The organism is Shewanella sp. 433, assembly GCF_059338565.1.
Genome location: NZ_CM181703.1, coordinates 2,592,429 through 2,609,738, shown reverse-complemented (window position 1 = coordinate 2,609,738; position 17,310 = coordinate 2,592,429). Strand labels below are relative to the sequence as shown.

The following is a 17,310-nucleotide window of genomic DNA, read 5'->3' as shown; positions in this document are numbered from 1 at the left end:
GTATTAATTGGCAGGGCTGCTGGCGTTGGCGAGCTGCTCAAGTAAGGTGAAGGCTTTGCCACTGTCGAGTATGGCTAACGCCTGCTTTACCCCCTCGAGGGGAGTGTCGCTGTTGCCCGAAATATAGAGCGCGCACCCTGCATTGACGGCCACAGCATTGCGATGTGCTTGGCTGCCTTGCCCCTGTAAAATGGCGCGCGTGATGGCGGCATTTTCAGCTGGGGTGCCACCTTCAAGCTCGGCTAATGTCGCTTGCTCAACCCCTAATGCCGATGGGGTAAGGGTATATTGGGAGATCTGCTTGTCTTTGAGCTCGCACACTAAGGTGTCACCATGCACGGCCACTTCATCTAAGCCACTGCCATGCACCACCATGGCCCGTTTGAGTCCTAATGTGTTAAGCACATTAGCGATAGGTTCAACTAACTCACGGCTATACACGCCCAGTACAATATAATCTGGGTTAGCAGGGTTGATAAGCGGACCTAACAGGTTAAATAGGGTGCGGGTTTTTAATGATTGGCGCACCGGCACGGCATGACGTACTCCGCCATGGTAATGGGGCGCAAATAAAAAGCATAACCCCAACTCATCGAGGCAGTCGCGTGCGGTCTCTGGCGCCATGGTTAAGTCGATACCAAATTGCGATAGTAGATCCGATGAGCCTGATTTACTCGATACGCTGCGATTACCATGTTTAGCCACTTTGGCGCCAGCGGCGGCGGCCACAAAGGCTGCGGTGGTGGAGATATTGATGGTGTTATGGCCATCGCCGCCGGTGCCGACTATGTCGACTATCCCTTGGCTGCGGGTGGTGGCATTGGGTATCGGAAACACCTTGGCGGCGGCGCGTAGCGCGTCGGCAGCACCGGAGATCTCATCGATGGTTTCACCACGCATCTTCATCGCGACCAACATGCCAGCCATAGTGGCTTCGCTCATTTCACCTTGAATAATGGCGCTAAAGAGCAAGTTAGCTTGGTCGCGACTGACGCTCTGACCTAAATACAACTTATCGATAATCGCTTGTAGGTCGCTCATTTACAGTGCTCCTTTATCAGTACTTAACCCGAGTTCGTCACCTGTTAAATAGTCCAATGTTTGGGTTAACAACTGGCTGCCTAAGGTGGTCAAAATTGATTCTGGGTGAAATTGAAAGCCAATGGCTTTGAAATCCTTATGGGTAATGGCCATCGGCATGGTGTCGGTGGTGGCGATCACTGTTAAACAGTCGGGTACTTGGGTGGCGACTAAACTGTGATAGCGGGCCACCGGCAGCGGCGAGGGCAGTCCGTGGAAGATCCCTTGCCCTGAGTGTATGGTTGGGCTGGCCTTACCGTGTATCACCTGTGTGGCGCGCTCAACTTTACCGCCAAAGTGTTCAACCATAGCTTGATGGCCTAAGCAGATCCCCAGCATAGGGACTTTGCCTGCCAGCAGGCCAATAAGCGCCATTAAGCAGCCTGCTTCATGGGGGGCACCAGGGCCTGGTGATAAGATTAACGCCACGGGCTCGGTTTCACTGAGCAGCTTATCGGCGATAAAGCTTGCCGCCACATCGTTACGGTAAATAATCACTTCACAACCTAGGCTGCGAAATTGATCCACCAGGTTGTAGGTAAATGAATCGAAATTATCCAGCAGATACAGTTTCATTGTCCGCCTCCCATCTTGATGGCTGTAATGACCGCTTGTGCTTTTTGGCGGGTTTCATCGGCTTCGGCCTGGGGATCGGAGTCAAACACAACCCCTGCGCCAGCTTGAATATGCGCCGTTCCCTGTTTAACAAAGGCTGCGCGGATCACTATGCAGGTATCCATATCGCCTAGGCCATTGATGTAGCCAACGGCGCCGCCATAGCTGCCGCGCCTCGCTTGTTCGGCGCCGCGGATCAATTGGGCCGCACTGACTTTAGGGGCGCCCGTTAAGGTGCCCATGTTCATGCAGGCTTGGTAAGCGTGTAGGGCATCGAGGTCGCTGCGCAATTGGCCGGTTACGCGGCTGACTAAATGCATCACATGGGAGTAGCGATCCACTTTAAGTAACTCGGGCACTTGGCGACTGCCGCTTTGGCTAATACGTGCGATATCGTTACGGGCAAGATCCACCAACATCAAATGTTCAGAGAGCTCTTTTTTGTCCAGTCTTAGCTCCAGTTCGATACGGCTGTCTAGATCGAAATCGATGTCACCATTGGCTTTTTTGCCACGTTTACGTGTGCCAGCAATAGGATAAATTTCCACTTGATTGGTTGCCGCCTCATATTTAAGGGCGCTTTCGGGGGAGGCGCCAAACAAGGTGAAATCGTCGCCGCGAAAATAAAACATATAAGGGCTGGGATTGGTAAGGCGCAGTGCGCGGTATGCCCCTAATGTGTTCGGGCAAGGGAGGCTAAAGCTGCGTGAGGGCACCACTTGAAAAATATCACCAGCAATAATATGTTCTTTTAAGTCGTTGACTATGTTGATAAAGGCTTCGTCGTTAATGTTGACTTGGGTTGGCGCATCAATTGGGATTAAGGCCTCGATAGGGTCCAGCGTATGACAGGCACTTTTTAGGGTCTCAGCACGCGCCGCCAACGCTGCTTGAACGCTCACTTGCTGGCTAAAATCATGGGTTATCAAGTTGGCAGTTTGCTGCTGGTGATCAACCAAAATCAGGGTTTCAGCTAAATAGAACAGGTAATCAGGACAGCTATTTTCACTCTCTGGCACCGTGGGCAGTGGCTCGACGGTATCGATAAGATCATAGGCTAATACGCCGCCTAGAAATAACGACTCAAACCCTACATCATCACCGCAATCGATATGTTGCACCAAAGCCCTTAGGCCATCTAAAGCGGAGGTGGCTTTGAGTCTGGCGTCTTCATCGAGCTGGGCTGGCGCTTGATTGAGCGTCAGGGTTAAGCGATTGTCGTGAAGCTCGGCATTGTCGAGGTTAAAAAAAGCCTTAATGGGCGCTAACAGTGACTGTCCATTAGTATTGAGTGCAGTAAAGATCAGGCGAAAGCCTTCACAACGTATCATCATCGCGGCGTGCGTCATCACGATACTTTTTAGGTGGTCTTTACTGTCTATCTCTGCTGATTCGAGCAACATGGTGTGCGGCGCATTTTGGGTAAGTTGTTGATACAAGTTGAGTGGATCGTCTTGGTAAGTGATCCGCTCCTTTACTGTGTTGACTCTTGCCAGAGAGGGTAACGCCATGTGTCTGCTCCTGCGCCGATCAAATCGTTAATTTGATTGGTATTAATTAATAAAATACGTTAATAAAATTAAACCCTTAAATGCAAAAAGCCCGCATTTAATGCGGGCTTGTTGTTTCAATCTTGTCTCTTTTACATGAGCACAGAATTTCACACCACCCGCTATGTTGGGAAGTGCCACCACCAAATGATGTGATTAAATTGCTGTGTCATAAAATTGTGTCTCGAAAAGTCATGTAAAAGTTAAATTATGTCGTTGGCTATATAAAAGCATCAGCATGGCGGTCATGTCAATGGAATATTTTTCTATTTCTAAAAATAGTGATTAATGCCAAGGCACAGCGGTATTTGACCATCAATGTTTGTGTAAATAAGTTAAGCCAATTAGATGTTTCTAATGGCAAACTCGAGTAGAATATGCGGATGACAGATGAAACGCTTTTAATCGATCTACACAGCCACACCACCGCATCTGATGGCCAATTAACGCCCTCAGAGTTAGTCGCGCGTGCCCTTGAAAAAGGGGTGCAGGTGTTGGCCATTACTGATCACGATACGACGGCGGGCCTCGATGAGGCGCACCATTTTAACAATGCGCAGCCTGAGCCGCTAAAATTGGTGGATGGCACCGAGATATCGACTCGTTGGAATAACTTTGATATTCATATTGTTGCCTTAAACATCGATAGAACAAACGCCACGCTTGATGGGTTTCTCTGTCAGCAACGAACCCTGCGCGAAACCCGTGCTAAAGAGATAGGTCTTAGGTTAGAAAAAGCCGGTATAGAAGGGGCTTACGAAGGCGCAAAAGCGTTCGCGGGTAGTGCGGCATTAAGTCGTGGCCATTATGCGAGATGGCTGGCAGAACATGGCTATGCGGTCAATCAGGCGTCGGTATTTAAGAAATACCTTGCCCGAGGAAAAACTGGCTATGTACCTAATAATTGGTCCGACATGGCCAGCGCCATTGAGATTATTCATCAGGCTGGCGGCGTTGCGGTATTAGCGCATCCAAGTGGTTATAAGTTGTCGGCTAAATGGTTAAAGCGTTTAGTACGCGACTTTAAAGCGGCCGGCGGCGATGCTATGGAAGTGGTGCTGGGTCAGCAAACCTTAGATGATCGCAATAATTTAATCGCCCTTAGCAAACTCAATCAGCTATTCGCGTCCCTTGGCAGTGATTTCCACTTTCCGGGTAGCTGGATTGAGTTGGGTAAAAATATGTTCCAACCCCAGGGGGTCGACTGGGTTTGGCAAATGGATAAATGGATGGAAAGCCGATGAGTCAATTTTTTTATGTTCATGAGGAAAACCCACAAACGCGTTTGATTAACCAAGCGGCGCAACTGATTAAGCAAGGTGGAGTGGTAGTTTACCCCACCGATTCTGGTTACGCCTTAGGCTGTTTATTGGGTGAAAAGGAGGCGATGACGCGTATTGCGCGCATTCGTCAGATTGATAACGATCATGATTTTTCCTTGATGGTGCGTGACCAGTCTGAGCTGGCAACCTACGCCCGCGTCGATAACCAAGCTTATCGTGTGCTTAAAAATAACACACCTGGGCCGTTTACCTTTATTTTTAAGGCGACCAAAGAGGTGCCTAAGCGTCTGCAAAACCCGAAAAAGAAGACCATAGGTATTCGGGTACCCGACAACATTATCGCGCTGGCCTTACTTGAAGCGTTGGATGCACCGTTGATGTCGACCAGTTTGATCATGCCAGGAGAAGAGTTTACCGAGTCTGATCCCGAGCATATCCGCGATATTTTAGAGCATCAAGTGGATGTGATTATTCATGGCGGATATTTAGGACAGAAACCCACCACGGTGATCGACTTGTCTGAAGGGGAGATTGAGATATTGCGTGTTGGGGCTGGCGATGTGAGTCAATTTGGTTAATTCCCTGTCTATTGAGGGATTAACCCGGTATAATCGCGCGTTTGATAAAAGCCATACCGTTAAAATGGTGCTGGTGGCTATCGTTTTACCCTTTGAAAAATAAGGGATATTGGGAGAGCGGATGCAGGGTACACAGCAAAGTTTACCTTTAGCCGTGGTACGCGGTGAAGTGGTTAAATACTTACCCGCCGATCTTTTTATTCCTCCCGAAGCGCTCGAAGTATTTCTTGAGTCGTTTGAAGGTCCGCTCGACCTGCTGCTGTATTTGATCCGCAAGCAGAAACTCGATGTGGTCGATTTAGCCATTTCGCCTGTGACGGATCAATATCTTGAATATATTGAACTGCTGCAAGGGGCTAGGGTTGAATTAGCCGCCGATTATCTGGTGATGGCGGCAACATTAGCCGAGATTAAGTCTCGGCTTTTGCTGCCTAAACCTGATGTGGCCGATGAGGAAGAGGAAGACCCTCGCGCACAACTGATTAGGCAATTAAAAGCCTATGAAGTGATCAAAGAGGCGCAGCAGCGCTTGGATGAGTTACCCCGTTTAGAGCGTGATATTTTTCAAGCCAGAGCCTTACCAGCTGCCGATATTAAACCGCTGATGGTGCCGCCTTCGGTATCGTTAGTCGAGTTGGCCAGCGCGTTTGCCGCGGTGCTTAAACGGGTTGAAGCGACGGAGCACCATCATGTTCGCCGGGAAACCTTATCGACCCGTGAACGCATGATCCAGATCTTGGCTATGCTAGAAGGTAAGTCCTACGTCCCGTTTGAACACCTGTTTGATGTTGCCGAAGGGCGTAGTGGTGTGGTGGTGAGTTTTCTGGCGCTGATGGAGCTGGTCAAAGAGTTATTGGTTGACGTCATTCAGGCCGAGCCGTTGTCGACCATTCACGTTAGGGCGTATTGAATTGTCGAAAAATAAACTGCAAATCAATCCAGAACAACTTAAGCAGCTGATTGAGGCGAGCCTATTTGTGATGGCGAAAACGGTGTCGATAAAACATTTAAGCGAAAGCGTGCTGGCCAATTTTAATGTTTCACGGGTTAAAATTAAGGCGGCGATCGAAGCATTGCAACAAGACTATCAAGGCCGCGGCGTTGAATTAGTTAAAGTGGCTGGGGGCTATCGTTTTCAAACCATTGAAACCTTAAGTCCTTATTTACAACGTTTATGGCAAGAAAAAGCGCCGCGTTATTCAAGAGCGACGCTAGAAACCTTGGCGGTGATAGCCTACCGTCAGCCAGTGACACGTGGCGATATTGAGTTTGTTCGTGGCGTAGCAGTCGGTAGCCATATTATTAAGAGTTTATCCGATAGACATTGGATAAAGATTGTAGGCCATAAAGAGGTGCCGGGACGGCCCGCTCTGTATGCGACTACAAATGAATTTTTAGCCTATTTTGGCTTAGATACGATAGCAGATCTTCCTGCTTTATCTGATGCTGAGTCATTAGCGGCGCTGTTTTCTGGTGTGACCCGTCCTGAGACGGACATAGACGCGCCAGAGTCAGCGCCCAAAACTACAGAAGAGTCTACTAATGAGTGAAAAATTGCAGAAAGTCTTGGCCCGTGCAGGCCATGGCTCCCGTCGTGAGATGGAGGCATGGATTGCTGCAGGTCGAGTTAGTATTGACGGTGAAATTGCCAAGCTTGGCGATCGTATCGAAGCTGATGCCAAAGTGCGTATCGATGGCCGCAGCGTATCGGTTAAATCTGAAGAAGATTTAGTCTGTCGTGTGATTGCTTACCATAAGCCTGAAGGTGAGATTTGCAGTCGTAAAGATCCCGAAGGACGTCCAACGGTATTTGACCGTTTGCCTCGTACGCGTGATTCACGCTGGGTGGCAGTGGGTCGTTTAGATATCAACACCTCTGGGTTGTTGCTGTTTACTTCTGACGGTGAATTGGCTAATCGCCTCATGCATCCGTCACACGAAGTTGAGCGTGAATATGCCGTACGTACGTTTGGTGAAGTGTCTGATGCTGTTATTCAGCGCCTTCGTAATGGGGTGACCCTAGAAGACGGCCCTGCTCACTTTGATAAAGTAAAGCCTGCGGGCGGCGAAGGCATGAATAAGTGGTGGCATGTGTCACTGGCTGAAGGCCGTAACCGTGAAGTGCGCCGCTTGTGGGAATCTCAAGAGGTGCAGGTTAGCCGTTTGATCCGTATTCGTTACGGTATGATTGAGCTGCCAAAGACACTGCCACGTGGTGGTTGGGTAGAATTGCCGATTGAGCAGGTTAATTACCTACGTAAATTAGCCGGACTCGAAGAAGAGACCCGTACTTTAATGGGTACCGATAAACACAGTGTTGCTCGCTCTAAAGTGAAAAGCGCCAAGATCCGCCGTGCGGTGCGCAAGCACAAGACCACTGCGGGTAAGGCGCCTCGCCAACGCACTTAAAGCTAAATAGTAAAGCCTAGCGCTGAAGCATGTGCCTTGTAACTGTGCATTAATTAGTTAATATAAAGCGTAAGGTGTGATTTAAAAGCCGTCTAAGTGAATACACTTAGACGGCTTTTTTGTACCTGCTTGGCGGTAATGATATTACGTTCACTATTTTGACATGTATTTGGCGATTGCCTTAAGTTGCAGATGGTTGCACTTATCGTGCAGTTCAAGCTTAATGGTGGCGTAATAAAAGGTGATTAGGGATATGCGCTATGCCGATGCGATTAAATTGGGTGAACAACATCTGGGACAAGGGAGCACATAATGCCTTTAGCGACCTTACCTTGTTTAAGCAGCGACTTTATTGTGCCTTTAGAGAGGGCTGTGCCCATGTCTCGCCCGATGGCATGATTCGGGTGTTAGCATCACATGATGCAGGTGTCACCTGGGACTTAGTGGCAACATTAACCCATAGCGATGCCGATTTACGTGATGCGAAGTTAGTAGTTTTTGAGGGGCAACTCTATCTGTTTAGCGGTGCGACCTTCGCCAAAGGAAGCTCGCCGCGCATTCAATCTTATTATTGGTATTCTGATGACGGCAGCAATTGGTCTGAGCCTATGGCTGTGGGCGGTCAAGATGAATGGTTATGGCGCATTACTGCCCATCACCATCGCTTACTTGGCATTGCTTATTATGCCGATGAACATGATGGTTATGTACGGCTTTACCAAGCACAGCTCGCCGAGGATGCATTGCTCGATTGGCAACCCTTAGTCAGTCACTTAAGTCGGGCTGGATATGTCAATGAGGCGGGATTAAGCATTGATGAACAAGGGGTTGCCTACTGTTTATTACGCCGTGATCCGCTGTGGCAAACCGATGAACGTGCCTTGTTAGGGCAATCAACAGCGCCCTATACTCATTGGCAGTGGCGGATATTAGACAAACGCATAGGCGGACCAGTAAGTTTTATCTACCGGCAGCGGCTGTACGCCATTGTGCGTTTATATGACAACCTAGTGCGGACATCGTTAGTGGAAATAAAATTAGATACAGGCACTGTGGTTGAGCGTTTGACGTTCCCATCGGGTGGTGATACCAGTTATGCGGGCATTGTGCAGCAAGGCGATGAGTTGTTGGTCAGTTACTATTCATCCCATGAAGGCAAATGCGCCATCTATTTTGCCAATATAACGCTTGATGTTAGCTAAAATAGCAGCCTAAAAACTAGCGTTAACACTAGGTTAACGCTAATTTATTAGTGAGTTAGCCGGAGCTCGTGACGATGCTGGTGGGCGTGCTCAGCAGCACACTGTTGACAGCGCTGCTCCAGTGGGTTGAGGGTCAAGCGTTGCGGTTCGATATCAGTTTCACAATCGGCGCACAAGCCGTAGAGACCAATATCGAGCTGACATATTGCCGCATCGAGCTGGGTGAGTTGTATAAATAAGGGGTCATCACAGAGTTTTGCTGCGGTTAACGCATCGATCAATGCTGATAACGATAGCGTCTTACTATCCATCGATAGCTGATGTTGCGCTAGCAGTTGGCCTAACTCTTCCCTGAGATTAGCTTCAAGCTCTGACAATTCATGTCTGATATAGGATCTGCTCACAAATCATTGCCTAGTTTAATCGTGTTAGGTAACCAGTCTAAACCGCTGACTCAACTTGACTATGACGAAGATCAAAAGTGAGTGATATTTTGTTAAATATCGACACTAATCGAGCGCGCTGTGTTGAGCAATGTGAGTTTGTTAGTGGATCAAACTAGCTGCTGCGCAGTAGCGTTAGAATTTCAGCGGTATTTTTTAGCACTCTAACCTGTAAAAATAGGGCTTCACCTTCTACATAATGGCGCGCAATAAATCTCAGCCACTGTTTTATTCGAGCTGGATAGTATTTCTCTTTTTCGCTGACAATTTCAAATTCTGAATATTGGATCAGTAGCTCTTTTACCTCGGGCCATGTCATTGGTAATTGGTTGCCTTTAACCACATGGGCCAGATTGGGCACAGTCAATGCTCCGCGGCCAAGCATCACATCATCACAACCACTGGCCTCGCGGCAATTGAGGTAATCTTCACGGCTCCAAATTTCGCCATTGGCGATAATGGGCAGGGTAGTCACTTGTTTGATTTTTTGAATATAGTGCCAATGGGCAGGAGGTCGGTATGCCTCCTCTTTAGTGCGAGCGTGTACAGTGAGTTCACTGGCGCCTGCAGCTTCAATGGCCTGAGCAATTTCAATACAGCGGCTTTTATCATCCCACCCGAGTCGAATTTTAGCCGAAACCGGTTTATCTATCGGCACTGCGTCTCGCACCGCTTTCGTCACCTGATAAATGGTTTCGGGCTCTTTTAAGAGCGCGGCGCCGCCATTGCTGCGGTTAACCATAGGCGCAGGGCAGCCATAGTTAATATCGACACCACGAGAGCCCAGTTCAATGGCCCTAAGCGCATTTTCAGCCATCCAATCAGGATGTTGCCCTAACAGTTGTAGCCTAACAGGCGTACCGGATTTGGTGTGACATTGGTATTTTAATTCGGCGCACAGGCGATAGAACACTTTTTCAGGCAGCAACTGATCGACAACGCGAATAAACTCGCTTATTACCATGTCATAGCCGCCCACAGCAGTAAGTAATGCGCGCATAGGTGCATCTGCCACACCTTCCATAGGGGCTAAAATTACTCTCATTGACTCGGCTCTCTCTGAAAACTCGCTTGCTAAATCTAATCGTACTAATAAGTACGTTAAATACAGTGTGGTTTGACATAATCGCTAGCGGTAGCAATGGCAACTGAATGTATTGCTAGGTAGCGGATTAAAGGGCGCTAATTCTACGTCATGAGTAGGAGACTTACAAAAATATTACGGGCGACATCACTTAATTGCACTGTCATTGGCAATAGATCGAGTTGCACTATCACAGCATTTGTAGCATAACTGTGATGTATGATAAGTTTTTGCAATAAAGTGTAAGCGTATCGGGTCATATAATAGAGCCAGCATCATTGTGGAGTTGGCAACCAGTTGCATACCATTGGATGAAAGAAGGAAAGATTATGAAATTAGTTAAACAAACCGCAGTCGCTGTTGCCTTAGGTACTGTTTGTGTCAGTACTGCATTTGCTGCCCAAGCACAAGCCAATCCATTCGGATACTCTGAAATGCAATCTGGCTATCAACTCCTCGATGGGGAAGGTAAGTGCGGGGAAGGTAAGTGCGGCGAAAACATGAAGAAAGCCGCCAAAGAAGGGAAGTGTGGTGAAGGTAAATGCGGCGAAAATATGCGTAAAGCTGCCAAAGAAGGGAAGTGTGGTGAAGGTAAATGTGGCGAAAACATGAATAAAGCCATGCAGGAGGGTAAATGTGGTGCCCAAAACAAAGCGATGAAAGAGGGCAAATGTGGTGAAGGTAAATGTGGCGCCGAGAAAAAAGCCATGAAAGAAGGTAAGTGTGGCGGCGAGACCAAGACTAAAGAGGGCAAGTGTGGTGGTAATAAGTAAGTATGGCAAGGCTATGTGTTTGTTTTTCCTTTGCAATTGAATTGCTTGATTTGTGATGGGTGATGGTTAGTTGCTGAATAGAGTGTTAATGTGCAGAGCCATAATTGCAGTGCCTATTTTATTCACCAATGCCAACTAGGCCAGTATTTACTGGCCTAGTGTCTTTAATGTACAGACTTTTTATTTTTATATGAGTTTAATGATGAGAGGGACTTATGGCTCCAGTAGCTAGCGTAGGTTTAGGCTTACGCCGAGAGATGCTCAATGAATTTTGCCACTCGGTACCGAGCGGGATCGACTTTTTTGAGGTCGCGCCTGAAAATTGGATGACCTTAGGCGGCAAATTTGGACGTCAATTTCGTCAGTTGACGGAGCAGCATCGATTTTTTTGCCATGGATTATCACTCTCTATCGGCAGTCCCGCACCACTAGATACCGCTTTTGTGCAACAGGTTAAAGGTTTTTTAGACTTGCATGGGATAGAGATTTATTCAGAGCACTTAAGTTACTGCTCAGGCAGTGGTCACCTGTATGATTTAATGCCGATCCCCTTTACCGATGAAGCGGTTATTCATGTGGCCGAGCGCATTAAACAAGTAGAGGAGATACTTGAACGGCCCTTTATTCTTGAAAATGTCTCCTTTTATGCGGCGCCCGCCAGCCAGATGAGTGAACTTGAATTTGTTAAAGCGGTATTAAGTGAGGCAGATTGTCGATTATTACTCGATATAAACAATATTTATGTTAATTCGATTAACCATCAATATGATGCCTTATCTTTTTTACAGGCGATGCCCACCGAGCGTATCGCTTATTTACACATTGCAGGCCATTATCAAGAGGCCGTTGATTTAATGGTTGATACCCACGGTAGCGACGTTATCCCCCCCGTGTGGCAACTGCTGCAACAGTGCTACGCCCACCATGGGGTCTTTCCAACGTTATTAGAGCGCGACTTTAATCTCCCCAAGACAGAGATACTAATGCAGGAGATTAACCAAATACACGCTTACCAAACGGCGGCATTATCACGGCAGGAGCGAAGTGCGTAAATGAATTTTATAACAGTGCAGCAATCCTTTATCGATTACATTCGTGATCCCTCATTGCCTTTGCCGCCGGGGACGGATAAACGCCGGATGCGTATTTATCGAGAGCTATTTTTCAATAATATTAAAGGGTTTGTGTCTAACGGTTTCCCGGTGCTCTGTTCTTTATATGATGAGGATGATTGGAATGCGCTGGTGCAAGATTTTTTTGTGCATCATGATTGTCAAACACCGATTTTTATTGAAATAGCACAAGAATTTTTGCAGTTTTTACAGCATGAATATCAACCTAATGAACATGACGCGCCCTTTATGCTTGAGCTCGCACACTATGAATGGCTTGAACTGTTGGTGGCGACGGTGCCTACACAACCTACACAGCATCCATTTAGCGCAGCAGAAATTAATGACGTGACACTGTGCCTGAATGTCGCGGCGCAAGTGGCGCAATATCACTATGATGTGCAGAATATCAGTCCCAATTATCGCCCTATGAGCCCAAGCGCCCAGCCCCATTTTTTCTGTATCTACCGTGATGCACAAGATGAAGTGTGCTTTTTACAGTTAAATCCATTAGCCGCGCAGGTGTTGGCTTATATCGGCCAGTGCGATGGCGTTAGCTTTATTGATGTTTGTCAGTGGCTTAAACAGACATTTAATCAGATGGATGGTGATATGTTGGTCAATGGTTGCAGGCAGATGTTAACTGAGATGAGTGATAAAAATATTATCTTAGCGCTGCACGGTTAATTTGTTACTCATAAGACTTTCTATCGAGGGCACATCTCACTATAATGGCCGCGAAAATTGATCTAGATCAATGTAAGCCACTAATTTCGAGTGAGGAAGTCATGAGTCAGCCGTTTAAAGACCCGTTTAATCTTGTTTATTTTGTTGGATTTTTGCTCGTATTGATGCTGCCAACATTACCAGCCACCTTATCTTGGTTGAAGCAACTACAACTGCTGTAGTCTCAATTCTGAACTCAGGTATACTAACCACTCATTGTCGAGTGGTTTTTTATGTGGGGGTTTAATGGCGCTTAAGCGTGGTTTGTTGTTAATGGTTGGCCTGATAAGTTTGTTATTAGGCATTATTGGTATTGTTGTCCCTTTATTACCAACAGTGCCATTTATTCTATTAGCGGCGTTTTGTTTTGCCCGTTCGAGCAGTCGTTTACATGCTTGGTTGCTGTGCCACCCTTGGTTTGCTGATGCGTTGCAAGATTGGGAAAGCAAACGCGCTATGCGCAGGGGCTTAAAACGTAAGGCTTACGTGGCAACTAGCTTAAGTTTTGGTGTTAGTATCGCCATAGTGCCACTACTATGGGTGAAAGTGATGTTGCTGTGCATGGTAACACTATTACTGCTTTATTTACGTCAGATCCCAGAGTTGGAAGAGTAACAGGTTGTGACGTTTTGTTTATTGGGTAAAAGCCGAGTGACGTCAGCTTGCAATAGTGCCGCATTATAATACGACTTAAGTGACTAATGATGATATCGCACGTCAGTCTTGACTGCGCTTTGTGACACTCGTTGTTGCAACCCTTGCCAAAGGGGCTTAAGCTTTAGCGAAAATTCTAATTGAACTGACCTTAATGGTCAGTTTTTCCCGTAAAGGGGTTTAATTGACAAAGATGGTAGCAATGAATATAGACAAGTTAGCCTTGATCAAAGAGAGCATTAAAACAATTCCTGATTATCCGAAACCAGGCATCATGTTTCGCGACGTGACCAGCCTAATGGAAGATCATAATGCCTATCAAGCAACCATTGAAATGTTTGTGCAACAATACAAAGACTGTGGATTTACCAAAGTCGTCGGTACCGAAGCTCGTGGCTTTTTATTTGGAGCACCCTTGGCATTAGAACTCGGCCTAGGATTTGTGCCAGTGCGTAAACCGGGTAAATTACCACGTGAAACCATTTCCGAAAGCTATGAGCTTGAATATGGTCACGATATGTTAGAGATCCATACCGATGCAATCAATGCTGGCGATAAGGTGTTGGTTGTCGACGATCTATTAGCGACCGGTGGCACTATAGAAGCGACGGTAAAACTGATCCGTAAGTTAGGTGGTCAAGTGAACCATGCTGCCTTTGTGATCTCCTTACCCGATTTAGGCGGTGAACAACGTTTGAATGATTTAGATCTTGAGCTGATGACATTGTGCGAGTTTGACGGCGAATAATCACGGTCATTTTGAGCCCCTCATATGCTACGGTGCAGAAGTATCCGTAGCATTTTTGTTTTTAACTTCATATTTATCTGATTGATTTTCAAACACTCATTGCCACTTTTTTATTTTATCGATTAAACATGCTGCGACAGTGACCTAATGGTTAAAAATAACCTTTACCCAAGCTGCTGCTTGCTAGCGAGTTACGCCTTAGCGTGTTATTGTTTGCCCATTGTCGGAAGCGAGTTCCGTTATTGATTGATGACACAGTTGGGGAGTTCCATGTCATATCAGGTGTTAGCCAGAAAGTGGCGCCCTGCCAAGTTCGAGCAAGTTGTCGGCCAGTCACATGTTTTACATGCTTTGACCAACGCCTTGACACAAAACCGCTTACATCATGCTTACCTGTTTTCAGGCACCCGAGGTGTCGGTAAGACCAGTTTAGCGCGGTTATTTGCTAAGGGACTCAACTGTGAGCAAGGGATCACGGCCACGCCATGCGGCGAATGCAGCAGCTGTGTTGAAATTGCCCAGGGGCGCTTTGTTGATCTTATTGAAGTCGATGCGGCGTCGCGTACTAAAGTTGACGATACTCGTGAATTGCTCGATAACGTGCAATATCGGCCATCACGTGGTCGCTATAAAGTCTACCTTATTGATGAAGTGCACATGTTGTCTCGCAGTAGTTTTAATGCGCTGCTTAAAACCCTAGAAGAGCCACCAGAACATGTGAAGTTTTTGCTGGCAACCACCGATCCTCAGCGACTGCCAGTTACCGTACTATCGCGCTGCCTGCAATTTAACTTAAAAAGTTTAACACTCGATGAGATTTGCCAGCAGCTTGCTACTATTTTGGCTCAAGAAGATATCGCGTTTGATGATGGCGCGATAAAACTATTGGCTAAGGCCGCCAACGGCAGTATGCGTGATGCCTTAAGTCTGGCCGATCAAGCTATTGCCTTTGGTGCAGGGCAGGTGCAACTTAGTCAAGTGCAAACCATGCTCGGCACTATAGACGAGCACTATGTCATTGTATTACTCAATGCATTGTGTGATGGCGATGTGGCTAATTTGATGCAGGTGACTGATGAAGTGCTCTCTTATGGCGCCGATCCGTTTGAGGTGTTACGCAGCTTACTGGAGTTGTTGCACCAAATTACCTTAACCCAATTTGCTCCCGCCGCCGCGCAATTATCTCGTTATGCCGAGCAGATCAAGGCGTTTGCCGAGCAGCTACGCCCTGAGCAAGTGCAGCTTTACTATCAGTTACTCTTAACTGGGCGTAAAGATCTGCCCCATGCACCGGATCCTAAATCAGGATTAGAGATGGCGTTATTGCGCGCTATCGCTTTTGTCCCAGAAGCGCCAGTGAAACGCTGGCAAGTGGAAGCTAATCATAAGGTTATTTTACCGACCAGTGTTGCTAACGCTGCTGAAGTGGCGACAAGTAAGGTACGTGATGATAGTCAAGCTAAGCATGACCATGTTAGCAGTAATGATACAAGCCAAGCGTTAGCCAGTCAGCCCAGTGTTGAGGTGAGCAAACCTGCCCTTGATACTGCCGATAAGGCGGGCGATGAGCAGGATAAACATCAGCCCAATGGCCGCGATATCGCTGAGGCCAGTGAGCCTACTCAAGCAGAGGAGCTGGGTAATATCGATTGTGACGACACAGCGTTACTTGCAGAGCAAGCGCTTATTTTAAGCCAAGCGCAAAGCCAGGGCGTGCCCGTTGCCGCTGAAGAAACAGATGATAATTTACCCAGCATCGAGTTAACTGATGCTGCTATTGTGCCTTCAATGGCGCCTCATGCTGTTGATGATTATTCGATGCCACAAGAGTATTTGGATGATTATGACTCGGTGAATGACGCCGATCCTGGCGATTATGAAGCCTACCTGGCTAGCCAAATGCACAGCAACGACACTGCTCAATCCCCTGTGACGGCCCCCCCGACTGAGCAACCCTTAGATAAGGCTCCTGAGCAAGAAGCTGATCTATTTTCAGATGATGACGTACTCGATGCCGTCCTTTCAGCGAGGCAATCATTGCTCAGCGACTTAGATGAAACCTCGTCTAAGGAGAGTGACACAAAAAAGCCTGAAGCGGGGCTACAGGCCTTCGTGCCGCCTAAGCGAGAAGCGCCATCATCTCAAGCTGATGAGCAGGTGGCAGTCGTAAGCGAGGCAGCCTCTTTACTTCATAAAAGTGATCAAGCCTCTGCCCTTGAGCATACGGCTAGCAATAGCGTAATGGTTGATGAGCTTGATGATAGGCCACCATGGGAAGCGCCTGTACAGGCTCAAGCTCCAACCGCAGACGATAAAGCGTTGTCGACGCCGGACACGTCACATGAGCCAGAGTCGCAGTTAACCCAGGCTCAGACGTCAGCTGCTGCAACACAGACAATGATGTCCCAGCAAGCTGAGCCTGAAAATATTCAAGCTGATCAAGACAGTATGCAGATGCCTGAGGCAAGTGAACAGACTCACTTGCCCACGCTTACTGCTGACATTAGTGGTAATGAAATCGATCTGCAATGGTACCGACTCATGTCGGCACTCGACATTGGGGGCAGGGTACGGCAATTAGCGGTTAACTCAGTATGTCAGCAATTTGTTGACCCGTTGCCGCTCGTATTAAAACCCAACCAAAAGCATTTGGCGGCACCTAGCGCGGTGCAGCAATTGGAAGCGGCGCTATCCAAAGCCTTAGAGGGCGAATGCACGGTTACCATTACCGTTGGCATGGAGCCCAATCGTGAGACTCCGCTTGAGATCAGGCAGCGTTTTCACCGAGAACTGTTAGGCTTAGCGCATCATGAATTGCTTAATGATGATAACATTCGCTGGTTGAGTGAGACCATGAATGCGCAGATGGAGCCTGATAGTTTAAGCTATGCCCCTGAGCGATTAGGTCAACGTGGCAAGACGATTGCGCTTATTAATAAATCGAACTTTATTGCTAAAGCAGAGTCATAATGGCAATCGTGATGTGTATTAAGTTCGTGGGTATTTAGATCATAAGTTTGTAGATTGGTGATCAGCATTGATTGCTTCTTGGT

General features: G+C 47.3%; 17 protein-coding genes. 12 read left to right on the top strand and 5 right to left on the bottom strand.

From position 1 onward, the window contains the following. Positions 1 to 3: 3 nt before the first annotated feature. The 3 genes from trpD to AC5YB1_RS11470 are packed head-to-tail and all read right to left on the bottom strand — an operon-like array spanning position 4 to position 3,206. Positions 4 to 1,041 carry an anthranilate phosphoribosyltransferase gene (gene trpD / locus AC5YB1_RS11480; protein ID WP_494519281.1) on the bottom strand — a complete coding sequence of 346 codons (1,038 nt, stop codon included), beginning with the start codon at positions 1,039 to 1,041 and terminating at the stop codon, positions 4 to 6. After that, a complete protein-coding gene (locus tag AC5YB1_RS11475) occupies positions 1,042 to 1,656 on the bottom strand; it encodes an aminodeoxychorismate/anthranilate synthase component II (protein WP_494519280.1) in 615 nt (204 codons plus the stop codon). Next, positions 1,653 to 3,206, bottom strand: coding sequence for an anthranilate synthase component 1 (locus AC5YB1_RS11470; RefSeq protein ID WP_494519279.1), 1,554 nt, complete (start codon positions 3,204 to 3,206; stop codon positions 1,653 to 1,655). The genes AC5YB1_RS11475 and AC5YB1_RS11470 overlap by 4 nt, the downstream gene beginning before the upstream one ends. A 422-nt stretch (positions 3,207 to 3,628) precedes the next feature. On the opposite strand from AC5YB1_RS11470, the gene rnm reads away from it, so the two are divergent. From rnm to AC5YB1_RS11440, 6 genes are all read left to right on the top strand, one after another. Next, positions 3,629 to 4,489, top strand: a complete 861-nt coding sequence (rnm, locus tag AC5YB1_RS11465; RefSeq protein ID WP_494519278.1) for an RNase RNM — start codon at positions 3,629 to 3,631, stop codon at positions 4,487 to 4,489. Further along, positions 4,486 to 5,106, top strand: a complete 621-nt coding sequence (locus tag AC5YB1_RS11460) for an L-threonylcarbamoyladenylate synthase (RefSeq protein WP_110458066.1) — start codon at positions 4,486 to 4,488, stop codon at positions 5,104 to 5,106. Before rnm ends, AC5YB1_RS11460 begins: the two co-directional genes overlap by 4 nt. 121 nt (positions 5,107 to 5,227) lie before the next feature. Then, a complete protein-coding gene (locus AC5YB1_RS11455) occupies positions 5,228 to 6,016 on the top strand; it encodes a segregation and condensation protein A (RefSeq protein WP_494519277.1) in 789 nt (262 codons plus the stop codon). Between the two features lie 16 nt (positions 6,017 to 6,032). Beyond that, the gene (scpB, locus tag AC5YB1_RS11450) at positions 6,033 to 6,656 is read left to right on the top strand and encodes an SMC-Scp complex subunit ScpB (protein WP_494521630.1); all 624 of its coding nucleotides are present in this window, start codon (positions 6,033 to 6,035) and stop codon (positions 6,654 to 6,656) included. Further along, positions 6,649 to 7,515 carry a 23S rRNA pseudouridine(2605) synthase RluB gene (gene rluB / locus AC5YB1_RS11445; protein ID WP_494519276.1) on the top strand — a complete coding sequence of 289 codons (867 nt, stop codon included), beginning with the start codon at positions 6,649 to 6,651 and terminating at the stop codon, positions 7,513 to 7,515. The genes scpB and rluB overlap by 8 nt, the downstream gene beginning before the upstream one ends. 260 nt (positions 7,516 to 7,775) lie before the next feature. Further along, positions 7,776 to 8,717, top strand: coding sequence for a sialidase family protein (locus AC5YB1_RS11440; protein ID WP_494519275.1), 942 nt, complete (start codon positions 7,776 to 7,778; stop codon positions 8,715 to 8,717). A gap of 47 nt (positions 8,718 to 8,764) precedes the next feature. Here AC5YB1_RS11440 and AC5YB1_RS11435 read toward each other — a convergent pair whose 3' ends face one another. Together AC5YB1_RS11435 and dusC are read right to left on the bottom strand one after the other, a co-directional pair. After that, positions 8,765 to 9,121: a TraR/DksA C4-type zinc finger protein gene (locus AC5YB1_RS11435; RefSeq protein WP_494519274.1), complete on the bottom strand. Its 357-nt coding sequence runs from the start codon at positions 9,119 to 9,121 to the stop codon at positions 8,765 to 8,767. 154 nt (positions 9,122 to 9,275) lie between these two features. Further along, entirely contained in the window at positions 9,276 to 10,205 is a 930-nt protein-coding gene (gene dusC / locus AC5YB1_RS11430) for a tRNA dihydrouridine(16) synthase DusC (protein WP_494519273.1), read from the bottom strand. Between the two features lie 368 nt (positions 10,206 to 10,573). Between dusC and AC5YB1_RS11425 the strand changes: the two genes are divergently transcribed. From AC5YB1_RS11425 to dnaX, 6 genes are all read left to right on the top strand, one after another. Beyond that, a complete protein-coding gene (locus AC5YB1_RS11425; RefSeq protein ID WP_494519272.1) occupies positions 10,574 to 11,017 on the top strand; it encodes an HvfA family oxazolone/thioamide-modified RiPP metallophore in 444 nt (147 codons plus the stop codon). Between the two features lie 215 nt (positions 11,018 to 11,232). Then, the gene (locus AC5YB1_RS11420) at positions 11,233 to 12,069 is read left to right on the top strand and encodes an HvfB family MNIO-type RiPP peptide maturase (protein WP_494519271.1); all 837 of its coding nucleotides are present in this window, start codon (positions 11,233 to 11,235) and stop codon (positions 12,067 to 12,069) included. Next, positions 12,070 to 12,816 (top strand): HvfC family RiPP maturation protein, encoded by a 747-nt coding sequence (locus AC5YB1_RS11415; protein WP_494519270.1) that lies wholly within the window; start codon positions 12,070 to 12,072, stop codon positions 12,814 to 12,816. A 285-nt stretch (positions 12,817 to 13,101) separates the two neighbouring features. Then, on the top strand, positions 13,102 to 13,470 hold the full coding sequence (locus AC5YB1_RS11410; RefSeq protein ID WP_494519269.1) for a YbaN family protein: 369 nt from the start codon (positions 13,102 to 13,104) through the stop codon (positions 13,468 to 13,470). A gap of 232 nt (positions 13,471 to 13,702) precedes the next feature. After that, the gene (gene apt / locus AC5YB1_RS11405) at positions 13,703 to 14,257 is read left to right on the top strand and encodes an adenine phosphoribosyltransferase (protein WP_494521629.1); all 555 of its coding nucleotides are present in this window, start codon (positions 13,703 to 13,705) and stop codon (positions 14,255 to 14,257) included. A gap of 270 nt (positions 14,258 to 14,527) precedes the next feature. Further along, positions 14,528 to 17,227 carry a DNA polymerase III subunit gamma/tau gene (dnaX, locus tag AC5YB1_RS11400; RefSeq protein WP_494519268.1) on the top strand — a complete coding sequence of 900 codons (2,700 nt, stop codon included), beginning with the start codon at positions 14,528 to 14,530 and terminating at the stop codon, positions 17,225 to 17,227. Positions 17,228 to 17,310 lie beyond the last annotated feature (83 nt).